This is a genomic window from Bradyrhizobium sp. UFLA05-89, from assembly GCF_059803475.1.
In genome coordinates this window covers 1-23,391 of sequence record NZ_JBANBA010000131.1, presented here as the reverse complement: position 1 = coordinate 23,391, position 23,391 = coordinate 1, and the positions used below count along the sequence as shown (strand labels likewise).

Sequence of the window (23,391 nt, the reverse complement as noted above, 5' to 3'; positions counted from 1 at the left end):
GGCGTTCGAGGGGTGTCCACACCCTCACCGCCGCTTACCCCAGTCGCCGCTTACCCCATAGCATCTGGATTGCCCGCATTCGCCTTCGCGGGTGATGACGGCTCTCCTCGGGTGGCGAGTTGCGTCAATACCCGCGTCCCCACCAGTAGCAGAAGCGCTCGACGTTGGCGGCAAGGCCGTTCTCGTAGTTCGCCCACTTCTCGTATTTCGGCAGCTTGACCTCCTTCATCGCGGTGTCGAAGCATTTGCCGGCGTCGGCGGCCTTCTTCACCTCGGCGGAGAGATCTTCCATGTACGCGATGTCGTCCTGAATGTCCTTCTTGGTGCCCAGGCGTCCGCCGGCATTGGGGTGGCCAGGGATCATCCGCTCCCAGTCCAGCGATGCGAGCTTTTTCAACGAGGCGATATATTCCAGCGGCGAGGCGTTGTCGGGGATGTTGCGAAACTGGATGGACTCGATCGGCGCGAAGTCGACGACAAAGACCAGCTTCTCCTTCGGCAGACGCATCACCAGCGAATTGTCCGAATGGTTGCGGCCGACATAGACCAGCTCCAGCGTGGTGCCGCCGAGCGTGATGGTCTTCTTGTCGTCGACGACCTGGTCCGGCATCACGACATCAGCAAGCAGCGCGTTCTGCTTCTTCAAGTCGAGCCAGCGCTCCTTCAGCCGGCGGTGCGCGATGAAGGTGGCGCCGAGGTCCTTGAAGGCCTGGCCGCCGGCGGCGTGGTCGTAGTGATGATGGCTGTAGATGACGTATTTGATCGGCTTGTCGGTGACGGCCTTGATGGCGTCGATATAGGGCTTTGCGGGACGCTCATACGAGATCGGATCGGTGGCGATCACGCCCTGCGGGGTCACGACGAACATCGATTGGTGTCCGCTGTAGCGGAAGATGTAGACGTTTTCAGTGCCCTCGACCTTCCGGGTCAAGGTTTGCGGCGAGTTCTGCGCGTATGCGGAGCCAATTGCGGCGAACGTCGCGGCAATGACGGCGAGGCGATGGACGATTTTCATGTGTGATTTTTCCGGCTCGGAATATTGGCGCAGGAGGAAGAGCACTCGTCGATACAAACGCCGGTGGAACCGGTTTATTCCGATCGTGGAACGCGCGCCATCGCTTCACATTTGTCCGACTGCGCCATCGTTCCCGCTTGACAGTTTTATGTCACGGGAGGAGCATGCCGATGGTCGCCCAGCGCGACGCGTAACGTCCATGTCATGAGCAAGGGGAGGTCTATGACACCACCTCCGCAAATCCAGCCGCGTTAAGTGCGATGGAGCTCGTTCGGACTATCGCATAGCGGCGAAATCCGCGAACGGCACGCCGGGTCAAGGTGAAGTGGGCTGCATCAGTGAGGCATGGCCCCTTACCTTCCCGGCGCTGTGTTTTTGAGCATCCCTGTTTCTATTAATCGATCGTGAGCCGGCTCTCTGTCGTGGAGCTTCGGCACGATTGTGGCGAGCGGTGATTGCCGTGAAGACCGCGACTCGGTTGTGTGCGCGGCGACGGCGTGTGTCATGTGCCGCGGCAAATGCCAAGAGAAAGTCGCCGCGACGGCAAACTTCCGACACAGGACCGGGGCGAATAGCGATGATCCGACATGACTCGTACACAAAGGCGGTGCCGGTTCTGACACCGCCTTAGCTATTTCTGGGGACTCATCGTGTCGCAAAGGCTGTCTTCGGCGCTTCTCGTCGCCTGTGTCTTCCTCGCGATCTCAACTCTTTCTGGTGCGCGCGCCGAACCGGCGGTGCCTGCGACCGGCAATGCTGCAACGCTCTCCCCAGAGCAGGCCCGGCGCGCGCTGGACACGCTGCAGGACGATCAGAAGCGTGCCCGGATGATCGATACGCTGCGCGCAATCGCCAGTGCGTCGGATCAGCCGCAGGCTACGACTGCCGCGCCCGAGCAGAAGTCTCCTGCTTCGCTGTCAGCCGACGGCCTCGGCGCGCAGCTCCTGCTGACGGTCTCGGAAGAGATCGGCGAGATCTCGCGTCAGGTCGCCGACATGGCGCGGACGCTCACGCATTTTCCGGCGTTCTACTATTGGATCGTGCGGACGGCCAATGATCCCGCCGCCTACAATCTGCTGATCGAGATCGCGTGGAAGCTGGCGCTGGTGTTTGGTTGCGCCTTCTGCGCCGAGTGGCTGATTTTCCGCCTGATCAGGCGTCCGGTCGCATTCCTGGAGGCGCGCGTGCCGCAGGCTCCGCACGTGCCCGCGCAGGCGCTCCCCATCATCGAGCCGCCATTGTCCGTTGCCGCAGAGCCTGAGCTGCATCGCCGCCGCGCCAGTCTGGCCCGCGCCTGGCAACTCTTGCTCCGTCTGCCCTTCGTGCTCGGCCGCCTCGTGATCGAATTGCTCCCGGTGTTCGTCTTTGTCGGCATCGCCACGACGTTGCTGGGAACCGAGATCGGCGAACCGGCAACCGTCCGCCTCGTTATTCTCGCCGTCGTCAATGCCTATGCCTTCTCGCGCGGACTGATCTGTCTGGTCCGGGCGCTCGCGGGGCCTTTCGGGCTCTTTCCGGTTCGCGCCGAGACCGCGGCCTATATCGAGATCTGGGCGCGGCGCATCGTCGGTGTCGGCGTTTCCGGCATCGCCTTTGCCAATGTGGCGCTGCTGCTCGGCCTGCATCGGGCCGGCTATGCGGCCTTGCTGCGCATGGTCATGCTGATCGTGCATCTCTTCATCGTGGTCATCATCCTGCAGTGCCGTCGCCAGGTCGCCGAGGCCATTCGCGCGCCGGCCGGCCGGCAGGGTCTTGCGGCAAGGGTACGTAATCGCGTTGCCAGCATTTGGCACTATCTTGCGATTGCACTCGATCTGGCCCTGTGGGCCGTCTGGGCGCTCAACATCCGCAACGGCTATTCGCTGCTGCTCCAGTATTTCGTCGGCACCGTCGTGGTGGCGCTGATCACGCGCGTCGCCATCATGGTGACGCTGAGCCTGATCGATCGCGGCTTCCGCATCAATCCGGAGATCCTCCAGCGCTTTCCCGGCCTCGAGATCCGCGCCAACCGCTATCTGCCCCTGCTGCGCAAGATCGTCTCTGGCGTCATCGCCTTTATCGGTTTCGTGGCCGTGCTGGAGGTCTGGGGCGTGGATGCGATCGTCTGGTTCTATGGCGGTCAGATCGGCAGCAGGCTCCTGTCTGCGGTCGCGACCATCGGCGTTGCCGCCGCAATCGCGGCCGCGATATGGGAGGCCAGCAACGCGCTGCTGGACCGACAGATCAACGCCTTGTCGCGCGAGGGCCACTATGCCCGCGCGGCGCGCCTGCGCACGTTTCAACCGATGCTGCGGACGGTGTTGCTGTGCCTGATTGCGACCGTCGTCGGTCTCACTGCGCTGAGCGAGATCGGCGTCAATGTCGCGCCGCTCCTGGCGGGGGCCGGCATCGTCGGCATCGCCATCGGCTTCGGCTCGCAAAAGCTGGTGCAGGATCTCATCACCGGCCTGTTTCTCCTCCTCGAGAATACGGTCCAGGTCGGCGACACCGTCAGCGTCTCCGGCCTGACGGGCGTGGTCGAAAACGTCTCGATCCGCACCATTCGCCTGCGCGCCGGCGACGGATCGCTGCACATCGTTCCGTTCAGCGCGGTGACCACCATCACCAATTCAAGCCGTGGCGCGGGCAATGCGTCCGTCAGTGTCAATGTCGCCTACAAGGAGGATACCGATCGCGCCGGACAAATCCTCAAGGACATCGTCGATGACATGCGTCGGGAGCCCGAATTCCGCGCCGCGATCCGCGGCGATCTCGAGCTCTGGGGCATCGACAAGGTGGATGGTTCGATGGTGTCGATCGTTGGCCAGATCCGCTGCACCGACAGCGGCCGTTGGCCGGTTCAACGCGAGTTCAATCGCCGCATGAAGCTGCGCTTCCAGGAAAACGGAATCGAGATTGCTTCCTCCGCCCAGACTATCCTGATGCAGATCGCCGCGCCGGCCGACACGGCCTCGAACCTGACCTTGCGACGCGCGACCGGCTGATCTTCGTCCTTGCCTCCTGAACGGCGACGTCGTTCACTTCTGCCCACAAACGTGCCCGCCGGTTAACGGCGGGCGGAAGCGGGAGGCTGGGGGAATGATGGGTGGATTGTCGGCTGGATTGCGCGGCTTCGTCACTGCGATTTGCACGCTGATCGGACTTGTTGCGTCCGCCGCACCAGGGATGACCCAGTCATTCCCGTCGCGGCCCATCACGCTGGTGGTGCCGTTTGCCGCGGGCGGGCCGACCGACACGCTGGCGCGGATTCTCACCGAGCGGATGGCGGCCGATCTTCACACAACCATCGTGGTCGAGAACGTGGTCGGTGCATCCGGCAGCATCGCGGGCGCGCGCGTGGCGCGGGCAACCCCCGACGGCACCACGATCACCATCGGGCATTGGGGCACGCAGGTGCTGAACGGCGCCGTCTACAAGCTCGCTTACGATGTGCTTGCCGATTTCGAACCGATCGCGCTAATTGCCAGCGGCCCGCAGCTCATCGTCGGCAGGAAGACCCTGGAGGCTGGAAATCTCAACGAGCTGATCGCCTGGCTGAAGGACAATCCGAACAAGGCGTCGGCCGGGACGGCCGGCGCCGGCTCCGGCGCGCATGTCGCCGGCGTGTTCTTCAAGACCAGGACCGGTACTGAATTTCAGTTCGTGCCCTATCGTGGTGCGGGGCCGGCCATGACTGACCTCGTGGCCGGGCAGATCGACCTGATGTTCGATCAGGCGTCGAATTCGCTGCCGCAGATCAAGAACGGCACGATCAAGGCGTTTGCCGTGACCTCGCCGACGCGACTTGCCTCCGCGCCTGATGTTCCGACGGTCGACGAAGCAGGCCTGCCTGGCCTCTACATTTCCTACTGGCACGGATTATGGGCGCCGAGGAACACATCCAGGGACATCGTCCAGCGGCTCAACGCGGCCATCGTCGCCGCGCTCGCTGATCCCACGGTCCGTCAGCGCTTTGCCGAGCTCGGTCAGGAGATCCCGCCGCGCGAGCAGCAGACTCCGGCTGCACTCGCGGCGTTCCAGCGAGCCGAGATCGACAAGTGGTGGCGCATCGTGAAGATCGCCGACATCAAGGCCGAATAGGCGCAGCATCGACCTTGCGGCCGGCGCTACGCAGCAGCCATCTGCATCATTCTTCGTCACTCCCGGGTCGCTGCGGTGCGAGATCACAATCGGGTCTTGACCTGCAACGTCCTTGATCTCAATCAAGGGGTGGCCGACAATGTTCGTTCGCACATAAGAAACTCTCGGGGGAATTCGTGAATAGACCTGATCGGGTCGGCGCCGACTCAACGCCTTCAAACTCGCCGCGTGGCATGACGCTGCTGCGCGATCCCTTGCTCAACAAGGGCACCGCCTTCACCGAGCAGGAGCGGGCCGCACTCGGCTTGCGCGGCCTGTTGCCGGCGTGCGTGCTGACGATGCAGGACCAGGCGGAGCGTGTCCTGATCAACTTGCGCAGTCTGCCGAGCGATCTCGAGAAATATGTTGCGCTGAACGCGTTGCATGATCGCAACGAGGCGCTGTTCTTTCGTGTCGTCTGCGACAATATCGACGAAATCCAGCCGCTGATCTACACCCCGACGGTCGGGCTCGCCTGCCAGAAATACGGCCTCATCTTCCAGCGTCCGCGCGGCATGTTCATCTCCTCGCGTGACCGCGGCCAGATCGCCGAGATTTTGAAGAACTGGCCTTATCCCGCCAAGTTGATCGTGGTGACCGATGGCGAACGGATTCTCGGTCTCGGCGATCTCGGTGCCAACGGCATGGGCATCCCGGTCGGCAAGCTCTCGCTCTATTCGGCCTGTGCCGGGGTGCATCCGGAGCAGTGCCTGCCGATCGTGCTCGACGTCGGCACCAACAATGAGGAGCTGTTGCGCGATCCCTATTATCTCGGCTTGCGCGAAAGGCGCCTGACCGGCGAAGCCTATGACAGTTTCGTCGACGAGTTCATGCAGGCCGCGCGCAAGGCGTTTCCAGGCGTGCTGATCCAGTTCGAGGATTTTGCCAACCACTCCGCGTTTAAGCTTCTGCACAAGTACCGGGACGAGGCTTGCGTCTTCAACGACGACATCCAGGGCACGGCAGCGGTGGCGCTTGCCGGCCTGTTCTCGGCACTGCGCGTCAGCGGCGGCAAACTCAGGGATCAACGCATACTGTTCCTGGGTGCAGGCGAAGCGGCGACCGGCATCGCGGATCTCGTGGTCTCGGCGATGATGGCGGAGGGGGCCTCCGAAGCCGAAGCGCTCAGCCGCAACTGGCTGGTGGATTCCCGCGGCCTCGTCGTCAAGGGACGGGCCGGCCTGTCCGGTCACAAGCTGCGCTACGCCCACGACCACGGGCAGATCGCCGACTTCCCCGCCGCGATCGAAACGCTGAAACCGACCGCGATCATCGGCGTGGCGGCGGTTGGCGGCGCGTTCACGCCGGACGTGCTCAAGGCGATGGCGAAGCTCAACGCGCATCCGATCGTGTTCGCGCTCTCCAATCCGACCTCGAAGGCGGAGTGCTCGGCCGAGGATGCCTATCGCTACACCGAAGGCCGCGCGCTGTTCGCCTGCGGCAGTCCCTATGACCCGGTGACGTTTAACGGCAGGACCTTCGTCCCGCGCCAGGGCAACAACTCCTACATCTTCCCGGGCGTCGGCCTCGGCGTGATCGCAACCGCTTCGCGCCTCGTGACCGACGAGATGTTCATGGCCGCCGCCCATTCGCTCGCCGACTGTGTCGGCAAGGACGATCTGGACCAGGGCAGCCTCTATCCGGCGCTGCCGCGCATCCGCGAGGTCTCCGCCCGGATCGCGGCCGCCGTAGCGCAGGTGGCCTATCAGCGTGGCCTTGCCGAAGGGTCGGCGCCCAATGACGTGGTGGGCCTCGTCCGGTCGCAGATGTACGAGCCGCATTACTGAGGGCTTCGCCCGCCCCGGGCGGGCGGATCGGTCAGCACCACGGCACCATCTGAGGTGGAAACGCCGTTGCGCGGCGCGGCCGTATATGCGACGATCTGTAGCGTTACAAGAAACTTCCAGCGACAAGGTCACACACCATGGACGATCGTTTGCCCGAACTGGGCGACCTCGAGCGCGAGGTCATGCAATTGGTTTGGGCTCATGGGCCGGTGACAGCCGAGGTCGTGCGTGAACGGCTGCCGCGTCGTCTCAAGGAATCGACCGTCCGCACCGTCCTGCGCCGGCTGGAAGAAAAAGGTTACGCGCGGCACACTGTGGACGGACGCACCTACGTCTACCAGGCGGTCGAGCCCCGCGCGCGCGTCGCCGCCAAGGCGGTCCAGCGCATCGTCGACTGGTTCTGCAATGGCTCGATCGAGGAGGTGCTGGTCGGCATGGTCGATAATGCGATGCTCGATCAGCAACAGTTGCGCACGCTGGCTGACCAGGTGGCCAAGGCGAAAAAGGTGAGGGGAGTGAAGAAAGAATGATCGCAACTCTGGCAGAGGCGGCGCTGCGCTCCTTTGTACTGGGAGGCGTCGTCTGGTTTGGTCTTTATCTCTTTCGCGTGCGCAATCCGCACGTGCAGATGACGGCGTGGGTCGTCGTGCTGCTGGCCTCGCTCGCGATGCCGTTCGTGATGCATTGGCCGACGCTCACCATCACCCGCCTGCCTTTGCCGGTGGCAGCGCCGGACGATGTCTGGCCGGTTGAAGCGCCGATGGCCGAGTCCTTGCCAGCCTTGCTGTCCGCCGAGCACGGCGCAGCCCTGGCGCCGCCGGCGAAAAGCGCGGCGCCGATCAACTGGTGGGCCATCGCGACGATGACCTATGCGGGCGTCGCCGGCTTCCTGCTGCTGCGGCTCCTCGTCGGCCTCTTCTTGACCTTTCGTCTGGCGCGGGCTGCAAAGCCGATGGGCGGCCCCCGGGTAGTCAAAGCCGAGGTGCGCATCAGCCGCGATGTCGGCGGTCCCGTCACCTTCGGATCGACCATTCTCGTGCCGCCGCAGTTTCTTGACTGGGATGCGCGGAAGCGGCTCGCCGTGCTCGCCCACGAGGGCGCGCATGTCGCCAATCGCGACTTCTACGTCCTGCTGCTCGCGTCACTCAACCGCGCCGTGTTCTGGTTCAGCCCATTCTCGTGGTGGCAGCTTGCGCATCTGGCGGAGCTGGCCGAGATCATCAGCGACGTCCAGGCGATCGAGGCGATCGACGACAGGCTGTCCTACGCGGAGATCCTGCTCGACGTCGCAACCTCGGTGAAGCCGCGTCCGATGGAGCTCGCGATGGCGCGGGCATCGACGGTGCGCGCCCGCGTCGAGCGCATCATTGCGGCCGCGGCGATGCCTGCAGCAGTCGGCTGGCGCAAGCGTGTCTGGATCGCGGCCATGATCGTGCCCGCCGTCATCGTGTCGACCGGCATGATCGCCTATCGCACGCCGGAGGCGAGCCCGGCCGTGGAGGATGCCGGTGAGACCAGCAACGCCCAGCACTACCGCGCGTTCGTCAATTTCTACGCGCTTGGCCCGTCGTCGGTGTTCGCCATCTTCCGCGACGGCGATGAGTTGTTCGGGCAGTGGACCGGGCAGCGCAAGCAGCGCTTGACGGTGCAGGATGGCATGGCATCCTACGTTGCCTCGTTCGGCAGCATCACGTTCCCGGTCGACGCGGAGCGCCGGTCTTCCGAGCTGATGATGCGGGTGAACGGTCGCGAGGTCCGCACCTCGCGCGTCGCCGAGATGCCTGCTTCGACCGCCGATGCAGCCTCGCTCGACCAGTATGTCGGCTGGTACAAGGTCGCCTTCAACCGGGTGTTGACCGTCAAGCGCGATGGCGATCGCCTGCTGGTGCACGAAACCGGCCGGCCCGCCTTTGCCCTGATGGCCGAAGGTGCCGACGCCTTCTCGATCCGGGGCGACGATCTCGTGATCTTCCTGCGCGACGATCAGGCCCGGGTTGCGCGGGTCCTCCTGCACAGCGCGGCCTCAGGCCCGCGCCTGGCCGGACGTATCGATGAGGCCATGGCAGGCAGCATTGAGGCCGACTTCCTGCGGCGGATCGCGGAAGTTCCAGAGCGGTTCAGGGACCAGGTCCCGGCGCCGGGAAGCAAGGAGATGATCCTTCGCGGAATCGACGACATACGCCGCGGCACGCCGAACTACGACTCCATGAGCGCGCCGCTGGCGGCCAAGATCCATCGGCAGGTCGGCGAATTGCACGCGACGTTCCTGGCGCTCGGCGCGGTGCAATCGATATTCTTCCGCGGCGTCGGCCCCGGCGGCTATGACATCTATGGTGCGAAGTTCGAGAATGGCACGGCCGAGTTTCGCCTGCTGATCGACCCGGACGGTAAGGCCGGTGACGTGACCTTCCGTCCGGACGGCAACGACGAGCTCGGCGGCATCGTCGCCTGTTCGGAACAAGTCGCCGTTCGCGGCCAGGCCGGCACCTCTCCGATCAGGATCATGTTCTACAACGACACCGGTGACGACATTCAGGTCTTCAACCTCGATGCGGACGGCAATCGGCGCGTGCAGGCAACCATCGGCAATAGCATGACGTCATCCTTCCTCACCACGGTCAACAATCCCTGGGTGATCGCCGAGCGCTCGGGACAATGTCGCGAGATACTGCTGCCGGGACGGCAGACGCGTTTCTACAACGTCGACGCGCCGCATCCCGGCGCGCGGCTCGGGCGCGTCGCGCGGCGGAACATGCCGATCGCCAACGGCGAGGAGATGCTGCGGCAGTACATCGAGAGCGTCAGCAAGGGCCGTCCGGACTACGACCACATGACCACGGAGGTCGCCGAGCAGACGCGTCAGCAGCTTCCGTTCGATCAGGCGATCCTGACGCGGCTCGGTGCGCTGCGCGCGATGTCGTTCCGCGGCGTCACCGCACTCGACAGCGACATCTACATCGCGCAGTTCGCCAACGGCTCGGCGGAATGGCGAATCGGGGTCAAGAACGGCACCATCACGAAGATTGCGCTGGGGCCGAATTTCTAGCAACCCAAGCGAGCTGAGCTACCGCAAAAGGCGTGAATGAGAGCATCAAATGAGACGGCGCCAGTTTGTTTCACTTCTCGGTGGAGCTGCGCTGGTGCCGCTCACCACGTTGCCGGTATATCCGGACCCGCCCGACGACTCCGGTATTCCGGCGGCGCGAGACGACGGCTGGCCCATCGTTGCCGTCAACGAGGATAAGCTTATCGACCGCGCCGCATGCGCAGGATTGTCGATCGGCTCGCGGCTCCGGGCACTGCCAATGTGCACGGCATTCTGGTCGCACGCGGTGACAAGTTGGTGCGGTACTTCAAGGGCGCCGACGAAATCAACGGTCGCCAGGTGGGAAACGTCACCTTCGATGCCGATACACTGCACAACGTGAAATCGGTTTCAAAGAGTGTCGCGTCGCTCGCCGTCGGGATCGCGATCGATCGCGGGATCATCGGCGGCATCAATGAGCCCATCTTCAGTTTCTTTCCCGAGTTGGCCGGCGAGGTTAATGAGCGCGCGTCGCGGACCGCTCAATCGGAGCTTGCAGTCGTTTGATGTAAATGCTACGATCTGTAGCACTACAGAGCGTCATGGTCAGCGATGCTGGCCTAGCGTGATGGTTCGGTTGGCTGACATATCGGGCACCCGCCATGAGCAATTCTGCAAAGGCTGAGGCCGTGCTGGCGCTCCATCGCTTCGGCATGGGGTCGCGACCGGGGTCGATTGCCGCGATCGAGGCCGACCCACGCGCAGCGCTGATCGCCGAGCTCGACCGGCCGCTGTTGCTTGCAGCCGCAGCCAGCCTTCCCTCTAGCGCCAAGGCCTATCGCACGGTCGCGGACGCCAATGCCAAGCGTGCGGCGCGGGCCAAGCAGGAAGCCAAGAAGCAGCAGATGGCCGCGGCTCCCGTCATGGCCGAGGACCAGGACGCGAGTCAGGGACAGAAGCAAGGACAGACTCAGGGTCAGGGCGCGGAAGCTGCCGGGATGGCGGCCAAGAAGGCCGCCGACGCCGTTCCCGATCCGGGACGGCCGATCTATCTTGAGGAAGCCAAGGTACGCACGGAGGCGGCCCTGGCCGCGGAAATCGGCTTTGCCGAGCGTTTGGTGTGGTTCTGGTCCAACCACTTCTGCATCTCCGCAAACAAGATCCAGAGCATGTCGGGTGCCTATGAGCGCGAGGCCATTCGTCCGCACGTGCTCGGCCGCTTCAACGATCTCCTGCAGGCCGCCGAGGGCCATCCGGCCATGCTGTTCTATCTCGACAATCTCGGCTCGATGGGCGCGAACTCGATCGCGGGCATCAACCGCAGCCGCGGCCTGAACGAGAATTTTGCGCGCGAGATCATGGAGCTGCATACGCTCGGTGTGCGCAGCGGATATACGCAGGACGATGTCATCAGCTTCGCCAACGTTCTGACGGGCTGGACCCTGATTCCGCCCGGCAACGATCCCGAGCGAGGCGGAGAGTTTACCTTCAACCCGCGGCTCCATGAGCCCGGCGGGCAAACGGTGCTCGGCAAGCTCTACGACCAGGATGGCGTCGAGCAGGGACGCGCCGTGCTCCGCGACCTTGCGGCTCATCCTGCGACGGCGATGCACGTCGCGACCAAGCTCGCGTGCCACTTCGTTGCCGAGACGCCGCCACCATCGCTGGTCGAGCAGATGGCGAAGACGTTTCGCGAGACCGACGGCGACCTCAAGGAGATCGCGAAGACGATGGTGTCTTCGTCCGAGGCGTGGAGCGAGCCGCCGTCCAAGCTCAAGCGTCCCGGCGAATGGGTGGTCGGCATGGTGCGCGCGACCGGCATCACGCAGGCCGATCCGACGCGTTTCACGGGCGGACAGGAACTGCTCGGGGAGGCGCTGTGGCGGCCGCCGGCGCCGAAGGGCTATCCGGACGACGAGGCGAGCTGGATCGATGGCGTGGGCCGGCGCCTCGACGTCGCCAACAATTTCGCCGAGCGGATGGCTGGCCAGGCCGACCCGCAGGAGATCATCGAGACCGTTTACGCATCGCAGGTGTCGCCAGAGGTCAAACAGGCGGTCAATCGCGCCGAAAGCCGGCAGCAGGCGCTCGCGCTGCTGTTCATGTCGGCAGACTTCCAGAGGAGGTGAGCATGAGCTTCGCCAATCACCTGCCGACACGGCGTGAGCTGCTGATCGGCTCGGGCGCGCTGTTCGCGTGGAGCCAGATGCCGAAGCTGGCGCGCGCGGAAGGGCGCGATCCGCGCCTGCTTGTCATCATCCTGAGGGGCGCACTCGACGGCCTTGGCGCAGTCGCGCCGGTCGGCGATCCCGACTGGATCTCCCTGCGCGGCGATCGCGCCCTGGTGCTCGACGGCAAGACGCCGGCGCTGCCGCTGGATTCCTTCTTCGCGCTCAATCCGGCGATGCCCAATCTGCATCGGCTGTACAAGAGCCAGCAGGCGCTGATCGTGCACGCCACGGCGACGCCCTATCGCGAGCGTTCGCATTTCGACGGCCAGGACGTGCTCGAGAGCGGAATCGCAAAGCCCGGCGCGATCGGCTCCGGCTGGCTCAATCGCGCGCTGGTCGCGCTGGAATCGGGCGGTCGCGTCGATCCGCGCGGCAGCCGGGCGCTCGGCGTCGGTGCGGTGACGCCGCTGGTGGTGCGCGGCTCGGCACCCGTCATGTCGTGGGTGCCGCAAAAGCTTCTGTCGGCGAGCGAGGACACGCAGAACCGCCTGCTCGATCTCTATCAGCACACCGATCCGAAGCTTGCCGCCGTGCTTCAGGCGCGCATGAAGCTCGCTTCGCTCGGCGGCACCGCGGGGATGGGCGATCCGATGTCGGAGGATCCGACACTGATGCCGCCTGGGATTGCACGCGTGCGCGCGTATTTTGCGGAAGCTGCCGGCACCGCCGCGCGCTATCTCGCAAAGCACGACGGCCCGCGCGTTGGCGCCATGGGTTTTGTCGGATGGGATACGCATATCGCAGAGGGCGCTGCTTCGGGGCAGCTCTTCAACCTGCTCGGTGCGCTCGACGGTGCGCTCGCTTCGATCGAGACCAACATGGGCGAGGCCTGGCACGATACCGTCGTCGCCGTCGTCACCGAGTTCGGGCGCACCGCGCGGATCAACGGCACGGAGGGAACGGACCATGGCACCGGCACGGTCGCATTCCTCACCGGCGGAGCGCTCAAAGGCGGCCGCGTGATCGCGGACTGGCCGGGATTGAAGCCGGCACAATTGTTCGAGGATCGCGACCTGAAGCCGACGACGGATCTGCGCGCCGTGCTGAAGGGGCTGCTGCAGGATCATCTGCGTGTCGAGAGCACCGTGCTTGCCAGCATCGTGTTCCCCGACAGCGCCGATGTCACGCCGATGAGTGGACTTGTTGGTAGCGGATGAGGCGAGACGCGCGAGGTGCGCGGAATTGCGATTGGAGTCGCCATGTGCTTCCTGACCGAGCGGGAGATCGCGTTTCTGGCCAGCCTGCAACGGCGATGGCGGAACCTTTATTGGCGCGAGCTCGCGCGACTTCTCACGGAGAGCGCGGCGCGTGAAGCGCACGCCGTATTCTGGCGAGAATCTCACGGTTGATGCGCCGATCGGACGGGCTGTGTCTTGATTCGAGACGTGCGACGAACTGTGGTGTAATCGCAACAGCCTGGGTGAAACTGCACCCAGCCGCAGCCCGGCTTTTTTTCCGACAAGGTTCTGCCTCCATTGACCGACGGAGTAGAGGCCGATCGGAGGGGCGTAATCATGTCTCGCTTCGAATGTGCCAGAACCGTTCACCAGAACGGCGCAAGCCAAGGTTCCCCGCGCGGGCAGGCTGCTCGACTTGTCCTCGCCGTTATCGGTGCCGCATCCCTCGCGGCCTGTGCGCAATCCCCGGTGGCGCGGCAGAAAGCCGAATTCGCAACTGCAAGCCGGCAGGCCATGACCGAGCACCGTCACGAGACCCGCAGGCTCGCGGGCGTCTACGCCCGGCCGCGGCATCACGCGCCAACCCGCGCGGTCGCGGCGCGCACGGCCTCGCAGGGCGTCGCAAGCTTCTACTCGGATGACCAGGAGACCGCGAGCGGCGAGAAGTTCGACAAGCACGAACTCACCGCCGCCCATCCTTCGCTGCCGTTCGGCACGCGCCTGCGCGTGACCAATGTCTCCACCGGACGCTCGGTGACGGTCCGCGTCAATGACCGCGGACCCTATGTCCGCGGCCGCGTCGTCGACGTCTCCTATTCGGCCGCCGAGGCGCTCGGGATGGTCAACAAGGGCGTCGCCAATGTGAAGCTCGACGTGGTGCAGTAACCGCCGTGTCGCAGGGTCCGGCTCTGCGACGTCGCAGCCGCATACCGCGCTTAACCGGCTGTTAGTTTCGCTGAAGCAACATGGCGGACTAGACAAATTTCGACGGCCGGGGAGGGCGCGTGAACACGATCCAGCATCTTGAGGACCAGGCTGCGCGCGCCGAGCGGCTGGCGAAACGGATCACGGATACGCTCACGGTCGAGAAATTGTTGTCCTTCGCCGGCGACCGTCGCCGCGAGATCGAAGCGATGGCCGGCAGGCGCCGATAGGCCTGATCATTCCGGACGCCATGCTTTCTCGGCATGCAGCCACGCCAGACGGCTTGGAACTTCTCTTTGCGCCCCGCGTCATGTCCGTGATGAGGAGGAGAGAAGCCATGGGATTTGGAAGAGGTGCTTTGCTTTGGCTGCTCGGCGTTCCCTTGCCGATCATCCTGCTGTTAGCGTTGTTCTGGCACCACTGAGCGTGCCGATGAAAAGGCGCCGCGATGCGGCGCTTTTTTTGTCTGTGTGCTGAACGATTGGTGGCCGACCTAAAGGCGATGAGATTGGGATCAATCGTCCTCGCGCTTTGGGTTGTTGCTTGAGCATGATCTCGGCGCAAACGCGTTGCGCGTTGTCGCGAGGGAAAGCCGCTTCACACTTTTCCGGATCATGCTCTAGCGTGCCGCAATCCGCGCCCGGAGTGCGGCATCCATACCATGCGGCGTAGAGGCGCTCGCGCAGATGTTGCTCTCGACGAAATCCCGGAGATGGTCGGGCAGGTCGGTGCCGTCGATGTCGCAGCGGGACTGGATTTCGATGGCGACGTCGGCAGAGATGTCCTTGACCCAGTGCTCGAGCGTGTTGAACGAAATCACCCGCACGGGGTCGCTGAAGCAGCCGGCGATGAACTCGCCGATCGTCTGGTCGAGATCCGTGCGCTCGATGCGGATTTCCCTGGTGCCGCTGATCCGGTCGATCACGACGAACAGCGTTTGATCTGCGCCATAGGGCACATCGAGGGATAATGGGACGGCTTCGAGCATCGTGGGCACTCACGCCTTGGTTCGCATCATCAACGGGAAAGAGCCGAGGAATGTTCCTCGGGATGTCATTCGTCGTCGCGCGGCGTCAGAGAAATTCCCGCAACCGGGACAGCTCGGCGATGTGCTCGGGCGACAGAATCCTCGTCACCAGCGGCGGTTGTGGCGACGTATGGATTTCATAGAGGTGCCTGGTTGCCAGCGGCTTGTCCATGAAGGCCGTGATGCATCGGTCCAGCGTGTCTTCGAGCACGAGGTAGGTCTCCCGGTCCTCGCGCCGCTGGTTTCCGAGCGAGGGCCATTTGCGCAAGCGCGCGGTTGCGCCGAAGTTCATCTTGGACTCGGAAGACATCTGCCCCTGCTACGCGCTCACGCAAAAAGAACCCCAGCACACATGGTCGCGTGCCGGGGCCCACACCTATCGCTGCATCTCAATGCCACAAGCTCGCAACGCACGCGCCTGGGATTCGTTCCCCGTCGACGAAACCATTTTTGACCGCATCTGCGGACCAGTCCAGCCCACAGATCACGCGACCACAGCCGCGACGCCGGCAGTCAGCTCGCGGCAGCCGCGATCTTGTGCGCGGGCGAGGCGTGACCGAAGCTCGCGTCATCGCCACGCCGTGTTTCCGGCGGAAGGCCGGCAAAGCGGCGCAAGGCGTCCGCCATCTGCACCCGTCCACGGACGCCCGTGACCACCACGTCGACCATCGTGAAGGACGAATGGAAATGGCCGCGCGCCTGCAACTGCTCGACCGGAACGCCTGCGGCTGCGAGCGCGTCCGCATAGGCGATGCCTTCGTCGCGCAAAGGATCGAACTCGCAGGTCACCACGAACGCCGGCGGCAGGCCGGCGACCTTGCCACGCAGCGGCGAGACGCGCGGATCGGTGCGCTCGGCGGGCGAGCAGTAGATGTCCCAGAACCAGTACATCAGCGAGCGTGTGAGGAAGTAGCCGACCGCATTCTCCTCATAGGACGGACGGTCGAATGTGCAGTCGGTGACCGGGCACACCAGGAGCTGGCCGGAGATCTGCGGGCCTCCACGATCGCGCGCGAGCTGGCAGGTGACGGCGGCGACATTGCCGCCGGCGCTCCAGCCCGCGACGATCACCGGGCCCGGCGTGCCTCCGAGTTCGGCCGCATGCGCCGCGACCCAGCGCGTCGCCGCATAGCCGTCCTCGGCTGCCGCCGGGAAGCGGTGCTCCGGTGCGTGCCGGTAGCCGACGCTGACAAACATCATGCCAGTGCGTTGGCACATGTCGCGGCAGAACGGATCGTCGGACTGCTCGTCGCCGAGCACCCAGCCGCCGCCGTGGAAATAGACCACGATCGGGTGCGGCCCGGGAGTCGCTGGCCGATAGAGGCGATAGCGCAGCGCGCCGTCAGCGCCATCGAGCGTGCCGTCGACGACCTCGCCGACCGGCCGCCCTGCGGGGCGGGCCTGGTTGAACTCGTTGACGAAGGCGCGCGCACCCAGCGCGCCCATCGATTCGATCGGCGGCAGGTTCAGCTGCGCCAGCATGCCGAGCACGATGCGCACGTCCGGCTGCAGGCGCACGATCTCGCCGTCATTGCATTGCGCGGCGACATTCGGACCGGTGAGACTGAAGCCGAGCATGCCGCGAGCGACGATCTCGTCGCAGATGCTGCGATAGGGGCCGACACCGCCGGTATAGGGCATCAGGCCCTGCACCTTGCCGGGGACATTGGCGCCCGTGTACCAGGTATTGGCGAGCCGATGCAGCGTCAGCATCGAGCAGTCGGCCATGTGCCGACCCCATCCGGCCTGCGCTCTCTCGGTTGCCTCGATGGTGGTGAAGCCGGCGTCGCGAAGTGCGGCCAGGCGCTCGACCACCCAATCGACATGCTGCTCGATCGACACCGCCATGTTCGACAGCACCGACGGACTGCCCGGTCCCGTGATCATGAAGAAGTTGGGGAAGCCCGCGACCGTCAGGCCGAGATAGCTCTGCGGCCCGTCCGCCCAGACGTCGGACAGCGATTTGCCGCCGCGGCCGGTGATCGGATGCACGGCCCGGATCGCGCCGGTCATGGCATCGAAGCCGGTCGCGAACACGATGACATCCACGTCGAAGCTGCGCTTGTCGGTCGTGATGCCGGCAGCGTTGATCGCCTTGATCGGCTCCTGCCGCAGATTCACCAGCGTCACGTTGGGCCGGTTATAGGTCGCATAATAATTGGTATCGAGACAGGGGCGCTTGGCGCCGAACGGATGGTCGTGCGGCATCAGGGCCGCGGCGGTTTCCGGATCCTTCACGATGTCGCGGATCTTCTCGCGGATGAAGTCGCCGATCAGCGTGTTGCCCTCGACGTCGACACCCTGGTCGGCCCAGAGTTGCGTGAGGATGTAAACGAGATCGCCCTTGCCCCACGCCTCTTCGAACCGCGCGCGGCGCTCGGGATCGCTGAGCTGCCAGCTCACCGACGTCTGTTGCGGATAAGGCACGCCCGTCATCGACCAGCGCGCCTGCTCGCGATAGGCGGCACGGTCGCCTTGCAGCAAGCCGAGGCGGTCTGCCGGTGCTGGGCCGTTGTGGGCGGGCAGCGCAAAGCCCGGCGTGCGCTGGAAGATTGTGAGCTGTGCCGCCTGCTCGGCGACCAGCGGAATCAGCTGGATGCCCGAGGAGCCCGTGCCGACCACGGCGACGCGCTTGCCGGAGAGATTGACACCGTCATGCGGCCAGCGCCCGGTGAAATAGATTTCGCCCTTGAAATCCTTGACGCCGTCGATTTCAGGCGGCTTTGGCGCGGAGAGACAGCCCGTCGCCATGACGTAGTGGCGGCAGGATACAGCCGGGCCGCTGCTGGTCGTGAGCTGCCAGCGCCCAGCTGCCTCGTCCCATCGCGCTTCAGTGACCTTGGTCTTGAACCGGATGTCGCGCCGGAGGTCGTAACGATCGGCCACAAAGCCGAGATAGCGCAAGATTTCGGGCTGGGCTGCGTATTTCTCCGACCAGGTCCAGGCGGTCTCAAGATCCGGATCGAACGTGTAGCTGTAGTCGATGGTCTGGATGTCGCAACGTGCGCCGGGATAGCGATTCCAATACCAGGTGCCTCCGACGTCGTCGGCCTCTTCCAGCGCGACGGTCGTCAGACCCGCCTTGCGTAGCTGGTGGAGAAGATAGAGACCGGCAAAACCTGCGCCGACCACGGCAACGTCCACGTGTTGGGCTTTCCCGGTGGCCTCCGAAGCACGTGCTGCAACCATTGCCTCAGCCATGCGATTATCCTCCCGAGCATTTTGCTTTGTCGACAGGCTATCGCCGCAGTGCTGGTTTGTCATCAGCGCAAATTCAATCTTGGGTAGCGAAGGCGCGATGCACTGCGGCTTGCGGCATACGCCGCGCCGCAGCAACCGCGGTGAGCGCTTGATTTTTCGAGGCAATCACGCTGTTGTTCCGAGTATGCTGATTTCCGTGCCGAGGCTCTGACTAACAAACGCCATGAAGAAGCTGAGCGAGCGAACCAGGGCGAACATGGACGTGGTGCTGGAGGAAACCTGCCGTCAATTGCCGCATGGCGGCGACCACGACAGCCGCAGGTTCATTGCCGAGCGCTTGATCAAGGCCGCAGAAGCCGGGCATTCGACACTCGGAGAACTTGGTATCGTCGCGCGCCGCGCGCTCGCTGAGTTGACTGGCAAGGATAGCCAAGGATAACGGCCAGCCGTGGACGAGGCAGCCCGGACCCGAGCGCCAGGTCCGGCTGTGGCGGTCTTGCGAGTACGAACGTTCCGAACGTTACGACGCCAGACGGCCCGTCAGGTCTTGCTTGCGTTGCGAGCGATGACCTCGACTGCACGGGCGCGCAGGATCCCATGTTCGGCGAGTAGTTGCGCCGCAGGGCTCCGCGTCTCCGGAAATATGCCGATCAGCATATTCGCCCCGGTCACCGCGGCGCGTCCCAGCTCATGCGTATGGATTTCCGCGCGCTGTTCTGCACGTTCGAATGCGGCGGTGGGTTTGGCCTCCCTGCCATCCTGGGCGACAATATTGTTGAGCCCGCGATCGACATAGGCCTTGAGGCTCGCCCTCATGGCGTCGAGGTCTGCGTTGCAGTCCCGCATCACGGCGGAGGCGTCGGCATCGTCGAGCAGTGCGAGCAGAAGATGCTCCAGCGTGGCGTATTGATGGCGCCTTTCCGTGGCATAGCCGAGCGCGCGGAGCTTCGTTGCCTGGAGCGCCGGTGATAGTGGGCGTCCAAAGTCCATGAACGCATCGACCTGCTTCAGCCGTGCCACGGGATCGAGCGTTGCCAGCAGGTTCTGTTTGTCGCCCATCGGCAATCGCAGGCGCGTTGCGATGATGTCGGCAACGCGACCGGGATCGCGGGTCTGTTCGAGCACGGGCCAAACCCCGGGAATGCGGATGTCACGCGCCGCCGCATAGCGCTCGAAGCGCTTGACCGCGCGGAGGATCAGTTCGGGTGCGTCGGGGATCGGTCCCTCGCCGAGGGCGGCAACCTCCGCCTCGAATGCGCCGCTCGCGGTGACGAAGCGGTGGATCAAGACGCGGCGATTGACCTGCGTCAGCACCTTCAGCGTCCCGTCAGGCAGCGATTCAAGCTCGAGCAACTGGGCGAGAACGCCGATCCCATGGACATCGCCGTCTCCAGGCTCGTCGGTGCCTGAATCCTTCTGGATCGCCAGCACCACCTCGCGCTGGCGTTCGAACGCATGGTCGAGCGCCTGCATGGTCTTTGGGCGTCCGACGAACAAGGGATAGGTCGCGGTCGGGAAGGGGACCAGGTCGCGCAGTGGAACGGCGGGGTAGCTTGCGATTCCGGTTTGAGGTCCCGTTGCCTGCGGCCTTGCCGGCGGCGTCTTGCCGTCGCGTCGATCGGCCTGGAGCGCCGCCGACATGGTGTTCCAGTCGGCGACGCCGAACATCCTGGAGACCAGCTCCAGGCTCTCGCTGTGACTTATGCTGATGGCCTTGATCTGGAGGGAGTCGCGCAGGGTCTGCGCCATAGCCTTGGCATCGCGAAAATCGCGCATCGGTGTCGTCCTTTGCAGTGAGCGAACCAGGCGTGTCAGGTGGTTGCGTTGCTGACCCGGTCGCTCGGGCAAAGGGAGGCCGAAACAGGCTTCGATACGTTCACCGTCCCCAGGAGGGTGCAACCGGCAGGCCGTATCAACCGGACGAAAAAGTGACCCAAAGCGCGCTCGCTGTCAATCGCACCGACGCCTGGGTGAGGCTTGCCTCGCCGTGTCAGGCGGACGTAAAAGCATTGGACGCACTTACTGTGCATTGAGATTTCGCCGATGCGGTCCTTGCTGGCGCTCGCTACGGCTTCGATGGTCTCTTCAGTGGTCCTGGGACAGGTCGGCTTGGCCTCGGCCCAGCAGGCCGGGCAATACCCGTTTGCCTTGACGCATGAAGGCCAGATGCTCGGCGCTGTCGAAGGCGAGGTTGCCTCTTTCAAGGGACTGGCGTATGCGGCCGCGCCACTCGGGCTGCTCCGATGGCGCGCGCCAGAGGCGCTTCCCGAGAGCTCGGAGATGCGGACCGCCTACGATTTTGGTCCGGCGTGCCTGCAGCCTGCGATGCTGCATGCGAGCGAGGATTGTCTGACGCTGAACGTCTTCCGGCCCTTCGGCGTCGATGGACCGCTGCCGGTGATGGTTTTCTTCCATGATGGCGGCTTTGTCACGGGCACGGCGAACGATCCCTTGCTCGATGGCGCGAAGCTTGCGCAGGATGGCACCATCGTCGTGACGGTGAACTATCGTCTCGGCGTGTTCGGCTGGCTTGCGCATCCAGCGCTCGCCGTCAATGCGCCCGACGGCGCAAGCGCCAATTACGGCATGATGGACCAGATCGCGGCGCTGCGCTGGGTTCATGACAATGCCGCCGCGTTCGGCGGCGATCCCAACAATGTCACGTTGTTCGGTTCGGGCTCCGGCGCGACCTCGATTGCCCTTCTGATGCTCTGCCGGGAAGCGCGCGGGTTGTTTCACAAGGCGATCTTGCAGTCGCTGCCGGCGCGCCAAGGCGTGACGTCGCTGCAAGAGGCTGATGCCGTCGGGCAACGCGTGTTCGGGCTGGTCGCGCGCGACGGGAGTACGTCTGATCCGCGTGCGTCGGATACGAGAATGCTGCTCGCGGCCGAAACCCTGCTGTTCGCCAAATCCGAGCGCAGCTTCGGACCGGTGCTGGACGGGCGGCTCGTGACGGAAGACATCGCGAGCGGCTTCGGTGCCGCGCACGAAAGCCGCATCCCGCTGATCATCGGCTCAAACGAGGACGAGACGAGTTTTGCCGGCGAGCCCGACCTGAAGGAGGAGCTCCGCCTCGCCGGTGAATCCGCCGATCGATTGAAGGCGCTCTATCCCGGCATTTCCGGCGAGCCTGCGGAGCTTGCCGCCCGGCTCTATACGGATCGGGTCTTCACCGAGCCCGCGCGGTTTCTCGCGCGTCTGCACGCGGCGACCGGCGCGCCGACCTACCGCTATCGCTTCTCCTATTCGGGCGAAGCCCAGCGTGCGAACGGCGATGGCGGCCACGGACGGGAATTGCAGTTCGTGTTCGGCGCCCAGGGCGTGCCAGGCGCGAGCCCGTTCACGCGCGCCGACCGCGAGCTTGCGGGTCAGTTGCGCGGCTACTGGACCAATTTCGCGAGGACCGGCGATCCCAACGGACCGGGCCTGCCGCGTTGGGACGCAAGCTCGCAAGGCGAGCGCTTGCTGCAGATCTCCAATGACGGAATAGCAAGCCGAGACGATCCGCTGTCGGCTCCCCTCGATCATCTCGAACGGCGGAGCCCAAAGGGGTGAGCGAGGAGACTACGCTGCAAGCTCGACGCGGGGCGCCGCCGTCAGCCGCTCTTCCTCGATGAAGTCCATCGCGCCGTCCTTCTCGACGGCGTAGCACTGCCGGCCTTCCCTCGACTTGTAGACGGCGCGGACGACCCCGCGGCGACCCTTCTCACTGTTGACGACATCCCCCAGCGCAAACTTTGCCATCTTGCTTCCCGAAAAAACCCAACCGGTCGAGTACTTCGACCGGCCGCCGATTTTGGAAGGCAAATCGTTAACGACTTGCTAACCATGCGCGTTTCCCTATGCTCGCCGCCGAAAAGCGCGTAGGGCTACGCCTCGCGCTTGTTGCAAGAAAGATGAGCCGACATCGATGACGCGATTTCCGACCTTCTTCCTGTCGCATGGCGGTGGACCCTGGCCATTCATGGACGACAGGCGGGTGCAATATGCAAAGACCGCGCAAGAGTTTGGCCGGCTACCCCAGCGGCTGCCGTCGCGGCCAAAGGCGGTGCTCGTCATCACCGGTCATTGGGAGGCGGACCAATTCACGGTCTCGACCTCGGCAAACCCTCCGATGGTCTACGACTACTACGGTTTCCCCGAGCATACCTATCTCCTCAAATATCCCGCACCGGGCGAGCCGGCCCTGGCCGCGCGGGTGAAGGAGCTTTTGGATCGTGCCGGCGTCGATTGCCGCGAGGACGCCAATCAGGGCTTTGATCACGGCACCTTCGTGCCGCTCGGGCTGATGTATCCGAACGCCGATATGCCGATCGTGCTGCTATCGCTGAAGTCGACCTACGATCCGGCCGAGCATATCAAGGTGGGGCAGGCGCTGACTGCGCTGCGCGATGAGGGTGTCCTGATCATCGGCAGCGGTCTGACCTATCACAACATGCGCGGCTTCGGACGCGCGGAATCGAAGCCGGTGTCGTACGAGTTCGAGGCCTATCTGAACGAGGCGATCGGCCAGCCGGACGCTGCGCGGCGCAACGCCATGCTGACCGCCTGGCAGGACGCGCCGGGCGCGCGCCTTGCCCATCCGCGCGAGGACCACCTGCTGCCGCTGATGGTCGCGGCCGGTGCCGCGGATGGCGATACGGGACACCGTCTGTTCATTGACGAGGTCGCAAGCGTCGCGATGGCATCGTACGAGTTCGGCGGCTAGGCGAGGTGCCTAAAGCATGATCCGGAAAAGTGTGAAGCGGTTTTCCGAAAAGATCATGCGCAAACAACGACCTAAAGCGCGATGACGATTCATCCTAACCTCATCGCGCTTTAGTCTTACTGAGTCAGAAATCCACGGACCAAGCTGGGTGAGAATCGCATATTGAAGGAGATTCA

Annotated in this window: 19 protein-coding genes; 13 read left to right on the top strand and 6 right to left on the bottom strand. The window is 64.4% G+C overall.

The annotated features are described in order from the left end of the window. Positions 1–124 precede the first annotated feature (124 nt). On the bottom strand, positions 125–1,015 hold the full coding sequence (locus SO139_RS39920; RefSeq protein WP_449383882.1) for an MBL fold metallo-hydrolase: 891 nt from the start codon (positions 1,013–1,015) through the stop codon (positions 125–127). A gap of 650 nt (positions 1,016–1,665) precedes the next feature. Between SO139_RS39920 and SO139_RS39915 the strand changes: the two genes are divergently transcribed. From SO139_RS39915 to SO139_RS39870, 10 genes are all read left to right on the top strand, one after another. Then, positions 1,666–3,999 (top strand): mechanosensitive ion channel domain-containing protein, encoded by a 2,334-nt coding sequence (locus SO139_RS39915; protein ID WP_449383883.1) that lies wholly within the window; start codon positions 1,666–1,668, stop codon positions 3,997–3,999. A 97-nt stretch (positions 4,000–4,096) separates the two neighbouring features. After that, positions 4,097–5,095 carry a tripartite tricarboxylate transporter substrate-binding protein gene (locus SO139_RS39910; protein WP_449383899.1) on the top strand — a complete coding sequence of 333 codons (999 nt, stop codon included), beginning with the start codon at positions 4,097–4,099 and terminating at the stop codon, positions 5,093–5,095. A gap of 176 nt (positions 5,096–5,271) precedes the next feature. Then, positions 5,272–6,921 (top strand): NAD-dependent malic enzyme, encoded by a 1,650-nt coding sequence (locus tag SO139_RS39905; RefSeq protein WP_449383884.1) that lies wholly within the window; start codon positions 5,272–5,274, stop codon positions 6,919–6,921. A gap of 137 nt (positions 6,922–7,058) precedes the next feature. After that, positions 7,059–7,451 (top strand): BlaI/MecI/CopY family transcriptional regulator, encoded by a 393-nt coding sequence (locus SO139_RS39900; protein ID WP_027524466.1) that lies wholly within the window; start codon positions 7,059–7,061, stop codon positions 7,449–7,451. Further along, the gene (locus SO139_RS39895; protein ID WP_449383885.1) at positions 7,448–9,967 is read left to right on the top strand and encodes a M56 family metallopeptidase; all 2,520 of its coding nucleotides are present in this window, start codon (positions 7,448–7,450) and stop codon (positions 9,965–9,967) included. The genes SO139_RS39900 and SO139_RS39895 overlap by 4 nt, the downstream gene beginning before the upstream one ends. 216 nt (positions 9,968–10,183) lie before the next feature. Then, positions 10,184–10,513, top strand: a complete 330-nt coding sequence (locus tag SO139_RS39890) for a serine hydrolase domain-containing protein (RefSeq protein WP_449383886.1) — start codon at positions 10,184–10,186, stop codon at positions 10,511–10,513. Positions 10,514–10,608: 95 nt separating this feature from the next. Next, a complete protein-coding gene (locus SO139_RS39885; protein WP_498541757.1) occupies positions 10,609–12,075 on the top strand; it encodes a DUF1800 domain-containing protein in 1,467 nt (488 codons plus the stop codon). Positions 12,076–12,077: 2 nt separating this feature from the next. Continuing rightward, complete coding sequence (locus tag SO139_RS39880; RefSeq protein ID WP_449383888.1) at positions 12,078–13,334, top strand: DUF1501 domain-containing protein; 1,257 nt, start codon at positions 12,078–12,080, stop codon at positions 13,332–13,334. A 357-nt stretch (positions 13,335–13,691) separates the two neighbouring features. Further along, positions 13,692–14,240, top strand: a complete 549-nt coding sequence (locus SO139_RS39875; protein WP_449383889.1) for a septal ring lytic transglycosylase RlpA family protein — start codon at positions 13,692–13,694, stop codon at positions 14,238–14,240. A gap of 119 nt (positions 14,241–14,359) precedes the next feature. After that, on the top strand, positions 14,360–14,509 hold the full coding sequence (locus SO139_RS39870) for a hypothetical protein (protein WP_474803419.1): 150 nt from the start codon (positions 14,360–14,362) through the stop codon (positions 14,507–14,509). 389 nt (positions 14,510–14,898) lie between these two features. Here the strand turns inward: SO139_RS39870 and SO139_RS39865 are convergent, their stop codons facing one another. The 3 genes from SO139_RS39865 to SO139_RS39855 all read right to left on the bottom strand — a co-directional run bounded on the left by SO139_RS39865 (position 14,899) and on the right by SO139_RS39855 (position 18,507). Next, positions 14,899–15,267 carry a hypothetical protein gene (locus SO139_RS39865; RefSeq protein WP_449383891.1) on the bottom strand — a complete coding sequence of 123 codons (369 nt, stop codon included), beginning with the start codon at positions 15,265–15,267 and terminating at the stop codon, positions 14,899–14,901. A gap of 85 nt (positions 15,268–15,352) precedes the next feature. Beyond that, positions 15,353–15,616 carry a hypothetical protein gene (locus SO139_RS39860; protein WP_449383892.1) on the bottom strand — a complete coding sequence of 88 codons (264 nt, stop codon included), beginning with the start codon at positions 15,614–15,616 and terminating at the stop codon, positions 15,353–15,355. 203 nt (positions 15,617–15,819) lie between these two features. After that, a complete protein-coding gene (locus SO139_RS39855; protein WP_474803414.1) occupies positions 15,820–18,507 on the bottom strand; it encodes a flavin-containing monooxygenase in 2,688 nt (895 codons plus the stop codon). Positions 18,508–18,730: 223 nt separating this feature from the next. Here SO139_RS39855 and SO139_RS39850 point away from each other — a divergent pair, with 223 nt between their 5' ends. Beyond that, positions 18,731–18,946 (top strand): hypothetical protein, encoded by a 216-nt coding sequence (locus tag SO139_RS39850; protein WP_449383894.1) that lies wholly within the window; start codon positions 18,731–18,733, stop codon positions 18,944–18,946. Between the two features lie 101 nt (positions 18,947–19,047). Here SO139_RS39850 and SO139_RS39845 read toward each other — a convergent pair whose 3' ends face one another. Continuing rightward, positions 19,048–20,283 (bottom strand): LON peptidase substrate-binding domain-containing protein, encoded by a 1,236-nt coding sequence (locus SO139_RS39845; protein WP_449383895.1) that lies wholly within the window; start codon positions 20,281–20,283, stop codon positions 19,048–19,050. Positions 20,284–20,550: 267 nt separating this feature from the next. On the opposite strand from SO139_RS39845, the gene SO139_RS39840 reads away from it, so the two are divergent. Beyond that, positions 20,551–22,062: a carboxylesterase/lipase family protein gene (locus tag SO139_RS39840; protein ID WP_449383896.1), complete on the top strand. Its 1,512-nt coding sequence runs from the start codon at positions 20,551–20,553 to the stop codon at positions 22,060–22,062. Between the two features lie 9 nt (positions 22,063–22,071). Here the strand turns inward: SO139_RS39840 and SO139_RS39835 are convergent, their stop codons facing one another. After that, complete coding sequence (locus tag SO139_RS39835) at positions 22,072–22,251, bottom strand: hypothetical protein (RefSeq protein WP_449383897.1); 180 nt, start codon at positions 22,249–22,251, stop codon at positions 22,072–22,074. Positions 22,252–22,417: 166 nt separating this feature from the next. Here SO139_RS39835 and SO139_RS39830 point away from each other — a divergent pair, with 166 nt between their 5' ends. Beyond that, positions 22,418–23,215: a DODA-type extradiol aromatic ring-opening family dioxygenase gene (locus SO139_RS39830; protein WP_449383898.1), complete on the top strand. Its 798-nt coding sequence runs from the start codon at positions 22,418–22,420 to the stop codon at positions 23,213–23,215. Positions 23,216–23,391 lie beyond the last annotated feature (176 nt).

Coding starts and splice junctions, on each gene's coding strand:
- SO139_RS39845 (WP_449383895.1), bottom strand. CDS start 20,283: ATGCGCGATTTTCGCGATGCCAAGGCTATGGCGCAGACCCTGCGCGAC.
- SO139_RS39890 (WP_449383886.1), top strand. CDS start 10,184: ATGCGCAGGATTGTCGATCGGCTCGCGGCTCCGGGCACTGCCAATGTG.
- SO139_RS39855 (WP_474803414.1), bottom strand. CDS start 18,507: ATGGCTGAGGCAATGGTTGCAGCACGTGCTTCGGAGGCCACCGGGAAA.
- SO139_RS39920 (WP_449383882.1), bottom strand. CDS start 1,015: ATGAAAATCGTCCATCGCCTCGCCGTCATTGCCGCGACGTTCGCCGCA.
- SO139_RS39910 (WP_449383899.1), top strand. CDS start 4,097: ATGGGTGGATTGTCGGCTGGATTGCGCGGCTTCGTCACTGCGATTTGC.
- SO139_RS39865 (WP_449383891.1), bottom strand. CDS start 15,267: ATGCTCGAAGCCGTCCCATTATCCCTCGATGTGCCCTATGGCGCAGAT.
- SO139_RS39835 (WP_449383897.1), bottom strand. CDS start 22,251: ATGGCAAAGTTTGCGCTGGGGGATGTCGTCAACAGTGAGAAGGGTCGC.
- SO139_RS39830 (WP_449383898.1), top strand. CDS start 22,418: ATGACGCGATTTCCGACCTTCTTCCTGTCGCATGGCGGTGGACCCTGG.
- SO139_RS39900 (WP_027524466.1), top strand. CDS start 7,059: ATGGACGATCGTTTGCCCGAACTGGGCGACCTCGAGCGCGAGGTCATG.
- SO139_RS39880 (WP_449383888.1), top strand. CDS start 12,078: ATGAGCTTCGCCAATCACCTGCCGACACGGCGTGAGCTGCTGATCGGC.
- SO139_RS39885 (WP_498541757.1), top strand. CDS start 10,609: ATGAGCAATTCTGCAAAGGCTGAGGCCGTGCTGGCGCTCCATCGCTTC.
- SO139_RS39850 (WP_449383894.1), top strand. CDS start 18,731: ATGAAGAAGCTGAGCGAGCGAACCAGGGCGAACATGGACGTGGTGCTG.
- SO139_RS39860 (WP_449383892.1), bottom strand. CDS start 15,616: ATGTCTTCCGAGTCCAAGATGAACTTCGGCGCAACCGCGCGCTTGCGC.
- SO139_RS39895 (WP_449383885.1), top strand. CDS start 7,448: ATGATCGCAACTCTGGCAGAGGCGGCGCTGCGCTCCTTTGTACTGGGA.
- SO139_RS39875 (WP_449383889.1), top strand. CDS start 13,692: ATGTCTCGCTTCGAATGTGCCAGAACCGTTCACCAGAACGGCGCAAGC.
- SO139_RS39840 (WP_449383896.1), top strand. CDS start 20,551: ATGCGGTCCTTGCTGGCGCTCGCTACGGCTTCGATGGTCTCTTCAGTG.